Consider the following 15,177-nt stretch of genomic DNA (forward strand, 5'->3'; position numbering starts at 1 on the left):
AGGCGTGAACAACCCGCAATTGTCCACCTTGTCGCTCGAACGTCCTGCTTGCGGCGACCCGATGCGTCCTGTCGCGTCAGGACTTCACCGCACCTGCCGTGAGCCCGCCCACCATGTAGCGGCGGAAGGCATAGTAGATCGCGGCCGGCGGCAGCGCGTAGATGAAGCCGGTCGTCATCAACAGCTCCCACGGCGAGTCGTCGGCGGCGAGGAAGTTGCCGAGCGCGACGGGCAGGGTGATCTCGCGGTCGTTCGAGAGCAGCAGGAACGCATAGAGATATTCGTTCCAGGCCAGCAGCACCGCATAGGTGCCGATCGCGACCAGCGAGGGCATCATCAGCGGCAGGTAGACCAGGCGGAAGATCTGAAGCGTCGTCGCACCGTCCATCACGGCGGCTTCGTCCAATTCGACCGGCAGCTTGTCGGAGGCCTGCTTGAGCACCCAGATCGCGTAGGGACTGGCGATGGTCACCATCGCCAGGATCAGCGACCAGTGATTGTTGAGCAGGCCGTAATTACCCATGGTGCGGTACATTGGCACGGCAAGGAATGCCGCCGGGATGAAATAGGTGAACAGCGCGAGGTTCATCACGACCCGCCCGCCGGGCACCTTCAGCCGCGAGATCGAGAACGCCGCGGCGGTGGCGATGAACAGCGTCAGCACGCCGACGGATGCCGCGATCACCAGCGAGTTCCAGAACTGTATGTAGAAGTCGCGCAGGAAGTAGTGCTGCTGCTTGAACACGATTTCGAAGTTGTGCAGCGTGGGATGGTCCGGCCACAGCTTGCCGGAGAATGCGTCCTCCTTCGGCGAGATCGCGAACAGGAACATGTGGTAGATCGGAATCATCGTCCAGAGGAAGACGGGAATGCCGATCAGCAGCAACCGCGCTTCGGTTGCGACTTCGCGCAGGGTAGGGAGCTTCATCGCGACAACCGTTTCATCATGAAGTACACGAGCGGCAGGACGAACGGCATTGCGCAGACGATCGATGCCATGGCCAGCGAGAGCTGGTCGAGCCGGAGATAGCGGATGCCGAGGGTCGACAGCACATGCGTGAGGTCGGCCGGGCCACCGCCGGTGAGCAGATAGACGCTGTTGAAGTCGCCGAGCGTCCAGATCATCGAGAGCAGCGTGCAGGTGACGTAGAGCGTCTGCATCGACGGCCAAGTGATGTAGCGGAATTTCTGCCACCAACTCGCACCGTCGACCTCGGCGGCCTCGAACAGATCATGCGAGATCGCAAGGCGGCCGGTGATCAGGATCAGCGTCCAGAACGGCAGCGACTTCCAGATATGCACCGCGATCGCCATGGTCAGTGCCACGGTCGGATCGTTCAGCCAGTTCGGGCCGTCATCGCCGGTCAGGGAGAAGATGAAATGGTTGACCATGCCCCATTCGGGATTGAGCATGAACCGGACCGACAGGATGGTCGGGATCGACGGCACCGCCCAGGGCAGGATGAAGATCACCGAGAGCCATTTGATCCAAGGGCGCTGCACGGCGAAGAAGCCGGAGAGGAACAGCGCGATCAGCATCTTGATGTTGATGCCGATGACCAGGAAGATCAGCGTATTGACCGCGGCACGCGCGAAGATCGGATCGTTGTAAAGCGCGACATAATTCGACGGGGCCCGCGCCAGCCACAGCCCGTAGCCGACGGGATAGACGACGAAGGCAAGGAAAACGAGCAGATAGGGCGCAAGCAGCACGATGCCCCAGACCTGCGCCGGGGTCAGCCGCGACGACAGGGGCGGGGCGGGGATTGCCTGGTCGCCAGAGAGCGTGATCGCCATTCTTTTCGGACTCTTCAAAGAGATGCCGGCCGCGAAACGCGGCCGGTGTTGTTCTTATACCTCTCCCCGCACAGCGGGGAGAGGTAAAGGATGATTCAGCCCGCGACCTGCTTGATGCGGGCGATCAGTTCGTCGACGGCCTTGTCGACCGGAACCTTCTCACTGACGACGCGATTCATCGCCTTCGCCCACACGTTCTCGTTGTTGAGGATCGTGAACTTCCAGTTCTTGGTGAAGTCGAACGCCGCGGTGCCGCCCTTGAACTGGGTGTAGACGGCCTTGCGGTGCTTGTCAGCCTGCCAGAACGGGCTTTCCTGGCTTTCCTTCGTCACCGGGAACCAGCGGCCGAGCGCACCCTCGATGTAGGGACGGACGTTCTCTTCCTGGAGCAGGAAGCTGATGAACTGCTTGGCCTCGGCCTTGTTCTTGGCCGCGGTGAAGATCAGTCCGGTCTTGACGTCGGAGCGGTAGCGGATGGTCGAACCATCCGGCGCCTTCGGGAAGGACGCCGTCACGATGTCCTGCTCATAAGCCTTCTTGCCGGCTTCGCGCTGTTCCGGCGTGAGCGCCTGGTTCTGGGAATCCTCGAACCACTTCGCGGCGATCGAGATCGTGAAATTGTGGGTCATCACGATGGTTTTGTTGTGGAAGGCGACGTTGTTGTCGGGATCCTTCCAGGTCGTGGAGGACGGCGGCGTGCAACCCTTGATGTAGGTGTCGGTGTAATCCTTCATCGCCTTGATCAGGTTCTCGCGAACCTTGGGATCGTCGACCGTGAGCTTGCCGTCGTCGTCGACCAGCTTGACGTGGTAGGCGTCCATGAAGGTGTAGAACGACTGGAAGGCGTCGGTGGATTCCACGCCCATCGGCTGGCCGACGGCATAGATGCGCTGGCCGGTAGCTTTGCGGATCGCCGGCTGCACCTTGTCGCACCAGAACGTCCAGTAGCCGGTCCAGTCGTTCGGGATATCGGTGAGCTTGAAACCGGACTTCTCCAGCATGTCGTTCCAGATCTGGACGTGCATGCTCTGCTGCTTCAGCGGGAAACCGTAATAGGCCTTCTTCTTGGTGACGTCGTTATAGAGGATCGACGCATCCAGCGTGTTCTGCACGAACCGGCCCTTGATCGGCTCCATCACGTCGGAGAGATCCTCGAGCTTGCCTTCATAGGCCCACTTGCCCTGCGCCTGCACGTCATAAGAGTCGGAATAGGCGACATCGGGCACGGTGCCGGCATCGAGCGCGGCGACCGTCTTCGGAATCATGTCCTGGATCGCGTATTGCGACAATTCGACCTTGATGCCGGTCTTGGCTTCGAACTTCTTGATCGTCTCGATCAGCGCGTCGTCTTCGGAGCGATAGAAGCCCTTGCCCCACCACACCGTGATCGTCTTCTGCTGCGCAAATGCGGGTGCAGCGGCTGCAAACAGCCCGGCCGCAGCGACCGCCAGTGATACTGCGCCAATAACCTTGGATTTCACGTTTTTCTCCCTCAAACGGCCGGTGTTTTTAACCGGTCGTATAAAACACTAGCCCATGCCGTTAACCCGATCTAGCGGCATGTTGTCAGACATAGGTCGTGGGGACGGGCCTTGCGGAGATGCTTAACGCGTGCATCGATCCAATCGCCGCATCAATTCGCGGCAATCAATTCGCCTTGTGCGTTCTGGCTTCGCCGGGCCATCCGCGACGTCAAACGCCGGATCGCCGAAAGACCGGCTGTTGTAAGCGGTGCGAGGACCGGGTGCAACGTGGCAGGCACCCGCGCCACCGCCGCGGCGGTGGATCCAACATGCCTTTGAAGACATAACAGGGGCGATCCGAGGGGTTCCGGTTTGGCTCGGGAACAGTCTGGCGCCGTTCTGCGGGGGAATTGTCAGCGTCTGCGCTTTGGCCCCGTCGAAGTGGCATTCGAACTTGCCTCGGTTGATCGAGGCCGCGACCTGGCTTGCCCGCTCGTCCGCAATGGAGAGCGCCATGCTTCGAGCAGCATCTTGAGAAACTGGCTGGCATGCGGCGATAGCGTCGCCCCGCGCCTGCGCACAATTCCGATCGTCCGCGACACTTCCGGCTCGACCAGCCGAACGGTGTGAATGATCGGATGACCGGCGGCGGGCGTCGCGAGCCTCGGCAGCACGGCGATGCCCAATCCCTCCTCGACCAGACCAAGCGAGCCGGAGAGGTGGGCGACTTCATAGGACCAGTTCAGCTGCAGGCCCTGCCGCGCCAGCGCATTGTCGATCAGCGCGCGGTTGCCGCTGTTGCGACCGACAGTGATGACCCGGTGCGACACGATCTCCGACCAGCTCACCTGCTTGCGCGATGCTAGCGGATGGTCATGGCGGCAGGCCAGCACGAACGGGTCCTCAACCAATTTCTCGAATTCGATTTCGGCATGCGAAGCGCCGATGAAATTGATGCCGAAGTCGACTTCTCCGCGCGCCACCGCTTCCAACCCCTCATTGGCGCCGATGTCCAGAATGCGGATGCGAATGCGCGGATAGGCTTCGGCGAACCGACCGATCGCTCGCGGAAGAAAATAGAACACCGCCGTCGGCACCGCAGCCACGGAGACCAAACCCGAACTTCGCGCGCCGATATCATGGATGGCGAGCACCGAGGTCTCGAACTCGTCGATGAGGCGGCGGACCTTCGGCAGGAAGTCGCGTCCCGTCATGGTGAGATTGACGTGGCGCGTGGACCGTTCGAGCAAGGGCGCACCAAGGCTTTCCTCCAGCTTCTGAATGCGTCGGCTGAGCGCCGGCTGGGACAAGTTCAGCGCCTTCGCGGTCCGGACGAAGCTGCCCATCTCCGCGACGGTGATGAACGCCTTGAGGTCGAGCAGTTCTGCGTTCATGCCAGGGCTCCATTATGTCGAACAGCGAAATAATACCTCAGATATTTGCATTTCACAAAATAGTTCGGACGGAGGATGCTCTGGTTCAGACGAGCACGTCGCCGAACGGAAGAACATCATGAACGATCAGATTGCCATTCCCTGTGTGGTCATGCGCGGTGGGACCTCGCGCGGACCGTTTTTCCTGGCCCGCGACCTTCCGGCCGACCCCAGCTCGCGCGACGCGGTGCTGTTGTCGGTAATGGGAGCTGGGCACGATCTCGGAATCGATGGAATCGGCGGCGACAATGCCGTGATCAACAAGGTCGCGATCATCGGACCGGCAACGGTGCCCGGTGCCGATGTCGATTACCTGTTTGCCCAGGTGAGGGTCCGTGAAGGGATCGTCGATACCTCGCCGAATTGCGGAAACATGCTTGCGGCGGTCGGGCCATTCGCAATCGAAGCCGGCCTGGTCGCCGCTACCGCAGATCGCACCCATGTGCGTATTCATAATGTCAACACCGGCAAGCTGATCGACGCGACGGTCGCCACTCCGGGAGGGCGGGTGACCTATGAGGGAGAAGCGCGGATCGACGGCGTGCCGGGAACGGCCGCGCCCATCGAACTGTCGTTCCCCAACGCCGCCGGCGCACGCACCGGCCGTCTGTTGCCGACAGGACGTCCGGTCGATCGCATCGGAGGGATCGACGTGACCTGCATCGACGCAGCCATGCCCGTCATGCTGGTCCGCGCGGCAGATCTCGGATGGACCGGCCGCGAGGCCCCTCCGGCCTTCGCCGACGGCGCCTTCCGCGGGCGGCTCGAACATTTGCGCATCGAGGCTGGACGCCGGATGGGTTTTCCGGATTCCGCGTCAATGGTGATTCCGAAGCCGGTTCTGATCGCGCCCGCAAGCGGGGCGACGTTGAACGTCAGGTACTTCATGCCGCACGACTGCCATAGCGCGCTGGCGGTGACCGGTGCCGTCGCGATCGCGACCGCCTGTGTGACGCCCGGGACGATCGCCGCGGAGATGGTTGGATGGCTGGCACCGCCGGTACCGATCACGCTCGCCCATCCCTCCGGCCGGCTCGTGGTTCGGCTCGAGCCCGGCCCGGTTGCCCGGGTGCAGCGGACAGCCCGGCGAATTCTCGAGGGCCATGTCTTCGCCCGTCGATCGCACGTCCCTCATTCGGTCCTGGCGGCCTGAAGCCGGACCGCTTTTCAAAACCGTCAAGAATCAGAGCCATGAAAAATCAGAGCCATGGGAGAAACGAGAATGCAGAAGCAAGCGCTGGTCGGGCCCGCGAACGGTGAGACGCGAAAACCATTCTACCGGATCCTTTACGTCCAGGTGCTGATCGGTCTCATGTTGGGCGTCCTCACCGGCCATCTCTGGCCTGAGTTCGGTGCCGCGCTGAAGCCCTTCGGCGACGGCTTCGTCAAGCTGGTCAAGATGATGATCGCACCGATCGTGTTCTGCACCATCGTCAGCGGTATCAACAGCATCAGCGATTCGCGCGAGGTCGGCCGCACGCTGGTGAAATCCATGGCGCTGTTCTACCTGCTGACCGTGCTTGCATTGCTGGCCGGACTGGTCGCCGTGTCGCTGATCCAGCCGGGCGTCGGCATGCATGTGTCCGTCAGCACGCTGGATCCGTCGGTGGCCGCGAAGTTCACCAAGCAGGCGAGTGCGACCGGATTTGTGGACTTCATGCTGCACATCATCCCGCATTCCTTCTTTGGCGCGTTTGCCGACGGCGAAGTGCTGCCGGTCCTGCTGGTCTCCATCCTGGTCGCCTTTGGCCTGAGCCGTGCCGGCGATGGGGGCGCCGTGGTGACGAAGGCCGTCGATTCCTTCGCTCAGGTGCTGTTCGTGTCCTTCGGCTTCGTCATGAAGCTCGCGCCGCTCGGCGCCTTTGGCGCCATGGCGTTCACGGTGGGCCGCTACGGCATTCGATCGATTGGCTCGCTCGGACTGCTGATCCTGACATTCTATATCGCCTGCTCATTCTTCGTGGTCGTCGTGCTCGGCACGCTGGCGCGGCTGAATGGCTTCAGCCTGTGGAAGACCATCCGCTACTTCAAGGAAGAGCTGCTGATCGTGCTCGGCACGTCATCGTCGGAACCGGCGCTACCCGGGGCGCTGCGCAAGCTGGAGCAGCTCGGATGCCGCAAAGGCGTGTCGGGACTCGTGTTGCCGATGGGCTATTCCTTCAATCTGGACGGCAGCGCCATCTATCTCACCCTGGCCTCCATCTTCATCGCGCAGGCCTGCGACATCCACCTGTCGTGGGGGCAGATCGCGGCGATGCTCGGACTGATGCTGCTGACGTCCAAAGGCGCGGCCGGCGTCTCCGGCAGCGGCTTCGTCGCGCTTGTCGCGACCCTCTCCGTCATGCCGGATCTGCCCGTGACCGGCGTTGCGCTGCTCGTCGGCATCGACCGTTTCATGTCGGAAGCGCGGGCGCTGACCAGTATGATCAGCAACTGCGTCGCAGCCATCACCGTTTCGCTGTGGGAGGACGCTTGTGACCGAGAGGTGTTGGCTCGCGAACTGGGAGGGAGTGGCTCTCTCAAGGTCGCGGCCGGATCGAAGATCGGCGGAGGAGCCGTGCTGCAGGGGGACAAGGCCTGGATTTCGACGACGCAATCGGCCGCTTGACGCCACCTCCGGGATGAAATCGGCCGCACTGCTCGATTCGGGTTTGCCAAGTCGCCGGCATGTCGAGCTTGTTGAGCCCGGGCTACCGAAATCCGCGAAGGCTGCGTTGATCAGCCTAGTTGGATTTGGCGTTCTCCTTCACGTTCTCTTTGGCGTTCTCCGCCGTCGGCGCTTCCGCCGGTGGAGGACGCTTTCCGCTGCCGGTGATGCGCTCGATCGCAGAGCGCACGGCGTCGCCCCCTTTGCGATCCTTCAGCATGTCGAGCAGCGGCGCGGAGGCCGGCGAGCGGCGGATCAGGCTTTCCGGATCGGGGAAGATCAGGGGATCGTCCCACGGGCCCTGCACCACGAATGGCAACTCGAACCCCGACGTGCTGTTGAGGCTCGCCACGCCCTTCATGTCGTATTCGCGCGTCGGCACCGAGGCGGTGCCGGTGAGCGTGATCTTGGCCGCCGGCCCTTCGACACGGATGTCCTCGGCGGTGGCGACCCCATCGGAGAATTTCACGGCGATGGTGAGATTGTTGTACGGCGTCGAACCGTTGCGGAAATTGCCGCCGCCCGACAGCGGTCGCCGCTCCAGGCGTTTCAGCAGCTGCTCGGCATTGAAGCCCGAGATCGCGCCGTCATGACCGGTGACGGTGGCGCTGCCGTCGAGCGACTGCACGAGGCCGAACGGGCTCGAGCCCGAGGCGAAGAGCGACACGTTGATGTTGCCGCGACCGGATAGCTTGCTGAGGCCGAACAGCTCGGTGGCGCAGGCCTGGAGGTCGACGTCGGTGAACTGGAATTGCGCCTTGATGTCGGCGACGGTGTCGGAGCGCGCGATGCCGAACGAGCCCTTGGCGATGCCGCCATAGACCTGGGCTTCGCCGACCGAGAGTGCGAGCGTGCCGTTGCGCAGATTGGCGCCGATCGCGGTGCGGCCGAGCCTGGTCGGCCCGACCGTCAGCTTTGCTGCCGACAGGCGCATGTCGAGATCGGTCGTCGACAATCCGTTGAGATCGAACAGCTGCCTGTTCCAGTCCCGCGCGCCGCTCGCGAGCAGCCGGAAGGTGGAAATATAAGGAGTGAAGTCGAGCGCGTCGGCGGCGAGCGTCGCCTGCAGCGTCTGCCGGCCGTTATTGGCGTAGGTCATGACGCCCTCGGCGGCATTGCCGTCTAGCTCGACATTGACGTTGGTGAGCGCGATCGAGGCGCCGACGACGTTGGCGCGCGCCTTCAGCACGAAGCGGCCGAAGCCGCCGCTGGCGGGTTGCGGCTGCCCGGTCCAGCGCAGCGCGTTGCGCAAGGAGGGGCTGTCGATCGTCAGCGTGCCTTCCATCATCGGGCTGGTGCGGTTGGCGACGCTGCCGTCGAAAGCGAGCTTGAGCGGTGCGCTGGCGATCCGCGCCTTCAAGCCCGAGCGCTCGCCGGAGAGGGCGGCGACGAAGTCGGAAAAGCTGATCGAGCCGTCGACACGCTCGCCGCGCCAGTCGAACTGTCCGGTCGCGGCGAAGGAGCGCGAGATCGAAGGCCAGGCCAGCGACAGGTCGATGTCCTCGAACTTCTCGGTGCCGTGCGTGGCGGCGTCCTGGTAGTCGAGCACGCCGTCCTGGATCCGGATTTCGGAGAACGAAAGCTGGTTTTCAGCCCCGGGCTTCATGGTGCGCGCGATGGTCTGGATGAAGGGCGTCCAGTTACTCTGGCCGTCCGGCTTCAGGCTGACATGGATGCGCGGCCGCAGCAGCGTCAGGTCGGCGATCTCGAACCGTTGCAGCAATAGCGGCAGCAGCCGCAGATTGGCGGTGAGCACGTCGACCTGGAGCGCGGGATCGCTGGTGCCGCCGCCCTTGAGGCCGACATCACGGAAGGAGATGTAGCTCGCCGGCAGCACCGAGATGTCGATTGCGCCTGCGACAGTGAGCTCGAGCCCGGTGACGTCGCGGATCTGCGCTTCGACCGCCTTGCGCAGCGCGTCGCGGTTGATGAGCCATGAGGTCGCGATCAGGGCGATCAGCGCGACGCCGAGCAGCGCCGCGATCGGCGTCCCGAGGCGCTTCATTCCTTGGGCCATGGTCAATGGCATGTCCTGATCGGGTTGGTCGTTGGAGCCAGGAGGGCGGGTCGGGAAACCTGCGTGCCCACGCCCAACCCCCGCAACTTGATGGGTTTTCTTGTCGCTTTCAAGGCCGCGGACGGTTCTGCCCACGGTGTGGGCAGCTTCTATCACCCGACCGCGGTGCGGAGAACCCCGTATCATTGACGGCTTTGGAGGATTTCGCCTAATAATCGCCGCCAATAGGGCGCGCCGCCTCCAAGCCGAAGGTTCAGTCGAAGGTTATTTGCATGAACAAGGTCTATCCCGACGCCAAGTCGGCTCTGTCAGGCATTTTGAAAGACAACATGATGATCATGTCGGGAGGCTTCGGCCTCTGCGGCATCGCCGAGGAGCTCTCGGATGCGATCCGCGAGTCCGGCGTCAAGGGCCTGACGGTGGTCTCCAACAATGCCGGCGTCGACGGCATCGGGCTCAGCCGCCTCTTGGAAACCCGGCAGATCAAGAAGATGATCTCGTCCTATGTCGGCGAGAACAAGCTGTTCGCCCAGCAATTCCTCGCCGGCGAGCTGGAACTCGAATTCAATCCGCAGGGCACGCTCGCCGAGCGCATCCGCGCCGGCGGCGCCGGCATTCCGGCCTTCTACACCAAGACCGGCGTCGGCACGCTGATCGCCGAAGGCAAGGAAGTGAAGGAGTTCGACGGCGAGAAATATCTGATGGAACGCGGCCTGTTCGCCGACCTCGCCATTGTCCACGCCTGGAAGGGCGACACCGCCGGCAACCTCATCTACCGCAAGACCGCGCGCAATTTTAACCCGATGATGGCGACCGCCGCCAAGATCACCGTTGCCGAGGTCGAGCATCTGGTTCCGGCGGGTGAACTCAATCCCGACCACATCCACACGCCCGGCATTTTCGTGAAGCGCATCGTCGAGGTCGGCACGGCCAAGAAGCGCATCGAATTCCGCAACACCCGCCCGCGTACCGCCGCTTAAGCGTATCAGGAGACACACATGGCCTGGACCCGTGAACAGATGGCCGCGCGCGCCGCGAAGGAACTGCGTGACGGCTACTACGTCAATCTCGGCATCGGCATCCCGACGCTGGTTTCGAACTTCATCCCCGACGGGGTCGATGTCAGCCTGCAGAGCGAGAACGGCATGCTCGGCATGGGCCCGTTCCCCTATGAAGACGAGGTGGACGCGGACCTGATCAACGCCGGCAAGCAGACGGTGAGCGAGCTGCCCTCGACCTCGTATTTCTCGAGCGCGGATTCCTTCGGGATGATCCGCGGCGGCCATATGGACCTGTCGATCCTCGGCGCCATGCAGGTGGCCCAGAACGGCGATCTCGCCAATTGGATGATCCCCGGCAAGATGGTCAAGGGCATGGGCGGCGCGATGGACCTCGTCGCCGGCGTCAAGCGCGTCGTCGTGGTGATGGAGCATTCGGCCAAGGACGGCTCCAAGCTCCTGAAGAAGTGCAATCTGCCGCTGACCGGCGAGCGCGTGGTCGACATGGTCGTCACGGATCTGGCGGTCTTCACCATCGACAAGCACGGTGACGGCGGCATGGCCCTGATCGAGCTCGCCGACGGCGTCTCGCTCGACGAGGTCAAGGCGAAGACCGAAGCCGAGTTTCGCGTGGCGCTGAAGAACACGTAAGGTCTTCGAGAATGGGGCGCGTATGACGATAAGGTCAGCGCGTCCCGAGGACGCTGCTTTCATCGCACGAACCATCCTGCACTCGATGCGCGGCTACCGGCCGCGGGGCTGGTTCGACGTGTCGCTCGGCTGGCCGGAAGCAGAGTGCCTCGATTTCATCGCACGCGTCGCCGTCGCACGCGCGGTGTCGATGTGGCATGTGTCGCAGTTCCTGGTCACCGAAATCGATGGCAGGCCTGCTGCTGCACTTTGCGCCGTGCCCGCGGCCGGCACCGGACCTGCGGCCTGGCGCGCGCTCGAAGAGGTCGGTCTCTCAACTGGGCTCACGGCGTCAGAGCTGGACGCCATCCGCCGGCGCGGCGCCTATTCGCGGACTTGCTGGGTCCAGGGCGGCGAGGGCGACTGGATGATCGAGCATGTCGCGACCGACCCTGCCTATCGTGGCCGCGGCCTGATGCAGGCGCTGATCGCGCACGCGCTGGACAAGGGGCGGGCGGCCGGGTTTGCCCGGACGACGATATCGTTCCTGATCGGCAACGAGCCCGCCGAGCGCGCCTACGCCAAGGCCGGATTTGTCTTTGCGGAGGAGAAACGCGATCCCGCGTTCGAGATGATCATCGGAGCTCCAGGCTTTCGCATGTTCGCGCGCGCGATTTGACGTGTCCGTAGCCCGCATGAGCGAAGCGATATGCGGGACCTTCCCGGGTGTCGCTTCGCTCACCCGGGCTACGCGGCGATAATCTTGGCTATGACCTCACCGCCCACACCTTGCTCCAGCGCGCGGACACGCTCGCGACCCAGGAGGTCTCCTCGCGCACCAGGCGGAAGCCGAGATTGGCGGGCGGCACGCCCTGGGCGCAACCGCCGGCGCGGGCGTCGCGGATGAAATCGGTGACGTAGGCGCGGTGGGCGCCCTCGGCGACACGCACGCCGCAGTTCACCGTGGGTCGGCCGGCATTGCCGGCGGCGTCGACGCGCGACCGCACGAAGCAGGTCGAGGTCCATTCCCAGACGTTGCCGGCGAGATCCTCGACGCCGTGCTCGTTCGGGCCGAACTTGCCGAACGGATAGGCCGTGGTGTCGGAAAGGTCGCGTTCGGACTCGCGCTCATAGCGGCTGATCCAGCGCTTTGAAGGATCGTCGGCATCGACAGCGACGCCGTCGTCCTTGAATCTGGAGCCTGCTGCAAAGGCCCATTCCGCATCGCTCGGCAGGCGGTAATGGTGGCCTGTCTTGCGCGACAGCCAGCCTGCATAAGCCTCGGCATCGTGCCAGTTCACCTGCACCGCGGGACGATCGGCAGCGACCGTGACGTCGCGATCGAGCGCGCGGCAGGCGCCCTCCTGCACACAGACCTGATAATCGGATGAGGAGACCTGATTTCGCATGATGTGGAGCGGCCGGTCGACGCGCATCGCGCGCAGCGGCGCTTCCGCCTGCTGCCCGCCGCGCGTGAAATCGCCGGCCTCGCGATAGGATAGACTGCCCGGCGCGACCCTCACGATCGCAGGCTCCGTCGCGGTGCCGCGGACCGTCATGTTCGAAACCAGCGGCGCCATCGCGATCGGTCCGGCGAGCCCGGCGGCGCAGGCGAGGGCCAGTTTGAGCTTGAATGCGATCAGCATGGTCATTCCCCGAAGAAAGAAGGGGCCGGTGAAGACCGGCCCCTTGTCGCGTTTAGTTGGTGTTGGCAGCCGGTATTTCGGCGGGCGCCTTCACCTGCATCATCAGATCATCGTTCCACTTGCCTTCGACCTTGAAGTGCGCGGTGGCGCCGAGGTCGGCGGCTTCGATCAGGTTATGCGTGACGTAGGCGTAGATGCCGGGCTGCTGGAATTTGTACAGCGCGGCTCCCGCCGATCCGCCGCGGATGAACCAGGTCTCGAGCCCGACTTCCGGCGCATTGCCGAACTTGCCGGTCTCCCAGACGTAGTCGCCATGGCCGCCGATCAGGTGCGGACGGCTGTCGCGGTTGGCTTGCGAATGCACGATCAGCACGTTCTCGCCGACATTGGCCGTCAGCGCGTTCTTGCCGGTCAGCGCACCGGCCTTGCCGTTGAACACGACATGGGTCGGGATCAGCTTCTTCATCACCTCTTCGGTCTCGGTGAAGGCCTCGCCAGGCGATTCGTAGGACTTGAAGTTGCCTTTCTCGTCGCGGGGCACGTACATGTCCTGCTCGCCGATGTAGTAGACCTTGTCGTATTTCAGGGCGCGGCCCTTGCCGTCGTTGAGGCCGTCACGCGGCAGTACCATCACGGCGCCGTTCATGCCGGAGACGACGTGCCAGGGGATCATCGGGCCGCCCGGGGCGCAATGGTAGACGAACACGCCGGTCTTGGTTGCCTTCCAGCGCAGCACGACCTGCTCGCCGGGATTGACCAGAGTGAGCGCGCCGCCACCGAGCGCGCCGGTCGCGGAATGGAAGTCGATATTGTGCGGCATGGAGTTGGTCGCAGGATTGACCAGCGTCGTTTCGACGTAGTCGCCCTCGTGCACGACCATCAGCGGACCCGGCATAGAACCGTTGAAGGTCATGGCCTGGAAGGTGGTGCCCTTCTCGTCGATGATGACCTTCTTCTCCTCGATCGTGAGTTTGAACTCGATGATCTTGGGGCCTTGCTTGGTCGCCTGCTCGTGCGCATGCACGAACGGCGGAGCGACCAGCTCTACCTTTTGACGCGGCAGTTTGAGATCGTCGCCAGCCAAAGCGGGGGTCGCCAGCATCAGAGCTGTCGCGGCGGCGCCGATCAATGCGACTCTGCGGGTGAACATCGGAAGCATCCTTCATCTGGAAAGGTTTTGATGACGGATGCAGTGTGCGCCTATCTCGGCAAGAGTGTTTGCGCTGCGACAAGGTTTTGCCGGATTCGGCTCCGCTACAGTACTTAGGTGCCTTAGCGGAGCAGAATCGGCGACACGACGTTGACGACATCCTTTGGCGTGATGCGGATGTCGAGGCCGAGCGACCAGCGGCCTGACAGCGGTGCCGACATTCTGACGCGCCACTGATCGTTACCGACGCGTTCGGCGTTTGCCGTGATCGGCGCCACGCCATGCTCGGGATTGCCGAGCGTGACCGCGACTGCATCGGCACTCAGTGGCAACTCGTTCGCATCTTCGAGCTGGATCGCGATCTCGACCGGACCGGCGCGCCCGGGCGAGACCGTGACGTTGGCCATGGCTTTTTCTGCATGGAGATGCGTGAAGAAGCTCTCGTCCGCGTCGGATGTCGCGGCGGCAGGGACCGCCGCCTGCTCCGCGCGATGCGCAGGCTCTGCGGCCGCCGTGGTCGCCATGCTTTCGGGAGCCTGTGCGCCGATGGCCTGCACGTCCAGCGTCACTTTCACCGCGCCGGCGTGCTCGAACGACAGCGTCACGGGCATCTGGTCGCCGGCATGAAGCGGCACATCGAGACCGATGAACATCAGGTGTCCGCCGCCGGGCGCAAGCGTCACGATCTGTCCGGGAGCGATGACAAGTCCCCTGTCGAGCGCGCGCATGGTCATGACACCGTCGTTGACGGTCATCTCGTGGATCTCTGTTCGAAGCGCATGCGCGGCCGATGCGGCCTGCAGTCGCTCCGGCGCGCGGCCCCGGTTCTCTATCGTCAGATAGCCGCCGGCGACCTTGGCTCCGCCGGGCGTCGCCCGGCTCCAGGCTCTGGTGATGACGAGGTCGCCGCTGGTCGTGTCGGCCGCGAAGGCCGGCACCCCGGCAAGGCATGTCAGGACGACCGCGCCGGCGAATGCACGCTTGGATGAGATCATGGTCGAGGCCTTCGCGAAGACGCCACTAGAAGAGAGATGTGGCAAGCCAGACCGTTGCCCAGATCGCCAGTGACAGCACGACGAAGATGGCGATGGCTGCGGCCAGAGCGCGCACGGTGCCGGCCGGGGCCGCTGCGAGCGGGGCCGGCCGGAAGTCGTCGAAACGCGGGATATGGCCGCGGACGTCGAGCAAGGAAAGAAGCAGTTCGAGTGCGAGAAGCCTCATGGGCAAACGCTCCGGATGGCGTGCGAATTGGCATGATCATGGCCCCGAAATGGCCGCTGCGCTTTGCGCGAGCGCAAGGTCTGCGGCACCCCCGGCCGACTTTGCGCAAGCGCAAGGTCACCCCCTCGGATCCGAGGTAGTGGGGTGTATTCCGTGATTTGCCGTGGTCTGCACA

14 protein-coding genes are annotated in these 15,177 nt (G+C 63.7%); 5 read left to right on the forward strand and 9 right to left on the reverse strand.

Annotated elements, in window-relative coordinates; all coding sequences use genetic code 11:
• Nucleotides 1-76: 76 nt before the first annotated feature.
• From GGD67_RS34705 to GGD67_RS34720, 4 genes are all read right to left on the reverse strand, one after another.
• Complete coding sequence (locus GGD67_RS34705; RefSeq protein ID WP_018317827.1) at nt 77-928, reverse strand: carbohydrate ABC transporter permease; 852 nt, start codon at nt 926-928, stop codon at nt 77-79.
• Complete coding sequence (locus GGD67_RS34710) at nt 925-1,797, reverse strand: carbohydrate ABC transporter permease (RefSeq protein WP_018317828.1); 873 nt, start codon at nt 1,795-1,797, stop codon at nt 925-927. Before GGD67_RS34710 ends, GGD67_RS34705 begins: the two co-directional genes overlap by 4 nt.
• Before the next feature lie 95 nt (nt 1,798-1,892).
• Nucleotides 1,893-3,278 carry an ABC transporter substrate-binding protein gene (locus GGD67_RS34715; RefSeq protein ID WP_092254779.1) on the reverse strand — a complete coding sequence of 462 codons (1,386 nt, stop codon included), beginning with the start codon at nt 3,276-3,278 and terminating at the stop codon, nt 1,893-1,895.
• 395 nt (nt 3,279-3,673) lie between these two features.
• Complete coding sequence (locus GGD67_RS34720) at nt 3,674-4,654, reverse strand: LysR family transcriptional regulator (RefSeq protein ID WP_179739060.1); 981 nt, start codon at nt 4,652-4,654, stop codon at nt 3,674-3,676.
• A gap of 118 nt (nt 4,655-4,772) precedes the next feature.
• Between GGD67_RS34720 and GGD67_RS34725 the strand changes: the two genes are divergently transcribed.
• A complete protein-coding gene (locus GGD67_RS34725; protein WP_179739110.1) occupies nt 4,773-5,846 on the forward strand; it encodes a 4-oxalomesaconate tautomerase in 1,074 nt (357 codons plus the stop codon).
• Nucleotides 5,847-5,915: 69 nt separating this feature from the next.
• Nucleotides 5,916-7,301, forward strand: coding sequence for a C4-dicarboxylate transporter DctA (dctA, locus tag GGD67_RS34730; protein ID WP_179739062.1), 1,386 nt, complete (start codon nt 5,916-5,918; stop codon nt 7,299-7,301).
• Between the two features lie 115 nt (nt 7,302-7,416).
• Here dctA and GGD67_RS34735 read toward each other — a convergent pair whose 3' ends face one another.
• On the reverse strand, nt 7,417-9,357 hold the full coding sequence (locus tag GGD67_RS34735; RefSeq protein WP_018317832.1) for an AsmA family protein: 1,941 nt from the start codon (nt 9,355-9,357) through the stop codon (nt 7,417-7,419).
• A gap of 272 nt (nt 9,358-9,629) precedes the next feature.
• Here GGD67_RS34735 and GGD67_RS34740 point away from each other — a divergent pair, with 272 nt between their 5' ends.
• Genes GGD67_RS34740 through GGD67_RS34750 form a run of 3 tightly spaced genes read left to right on the forward strand, consistent with a single transcriptional unit; the run spans nt 9,630 to nt 11,664 of the window.
• Complete coding sequence (locus tag GGD67_RS34740) at nt 9,630-10,337, forward strand: CoA transferase subunit A (protein WP_018317833.1); 708 nt, start codon at nt 9,630-9,632, stop codon at nt 10,335-10,337.
• A gap of 18 nt (nt 10,338-10,355) precedes the next feature.
• On the forward strand, nt 10,356-11,006 hold the full coding sequence (locus GGD67_RS34745) for a 3-oxoacid CoA-transferase subunit B (RefSeq protein WP_011089829.1): 651 nt from the start codon (nt 10,356-10,358) through the stop codon (nt 11,004-11,006).
• A 22-nt stretch (nt 11,007-11,028) separates the two neighbouring features.
• On the forward strand, nt 11,029-11,664 hold the full coding sequence (locus GGD67_RS34750) for a GNAT family N-acetyltransferase (RefSeq protein WP_018317834.1): 636 nt from the start codon (nt 11,029-11,031) through the stop codon (nt 11,662-11,664).
• A gap of 88 nt (nt 11,665-11,752) precedes the next feature.
• On the opposite strand, the gene GGD67_RS34755 is transcribed toward GGD67_RS34750, so the two are convergent.
• From GGD67_RS34755 to GGD67_RS34770, 4 genes are all read right to left on the reverse strand, one after another.
• Nucleotides 11,753-12,631, reverse strand: a complete 879-nt coding sequence (locus GGD67_RS34755; RefSeq protein WP_179739071.1) for an SUMF1/EgtB/PvdO family nonheme iron enzyme — start codon at nt 12,629-12,631, stop codon at nt 11,753-11,755.
• A 52-nt stretch (nt 12,632-12,683) separates the two neighbouring features.
• Nucleotides 12,684-13,781, reverse strand: coding sequence for a copper-containing nitrite reductase (gene nirK / locus GGD67_RS34760; protein ID WP_179739073.1), 1,098 nt, complete (start codon nt 13,779-13,781; stop codon nt 12,684-12,686).
• Between the two features lie 122 nt (nt 13,782-13,903).
• Nucleotides 13,904-14,776 (reverse strand): copper chaperone PCu(A)C, encoded by an 873-nt coding sequence (locus tag GGD67_RS40215; protein WP_179739075.1) that lies wholly within the window; start codon nt 14,774-14,776, stop codon nt 13,904-13,906.
• Nucleotides 14,777-14,801: 25 nt separating this feature from the next.
• Nucleotides 14,802-15,002 carry a hypothetical protein gene (locus GGD67_RS34770; RefSeq protein ID WP_018317837.1) on the reverse strand — a complete coding sequence of 67 codons (201 nt, stop codon included), beginning with the start codon at nt 15,000-15,002 and terminating at the stop codon, nt 14,802-14,804.
• Nucleotides 15,003-15,177 lie beyond the last annotated feature (175 nt).

The organism is Bradyrhizobium sp. IAR9 (genome assembly GCF_013408065.1).
Taxonomy (GTDB): Bacteria; Pseudomonadota; Alphaproteobacteria; order Rhizobiales; family Xanthobacteraceae; genus Bradyrhizobium.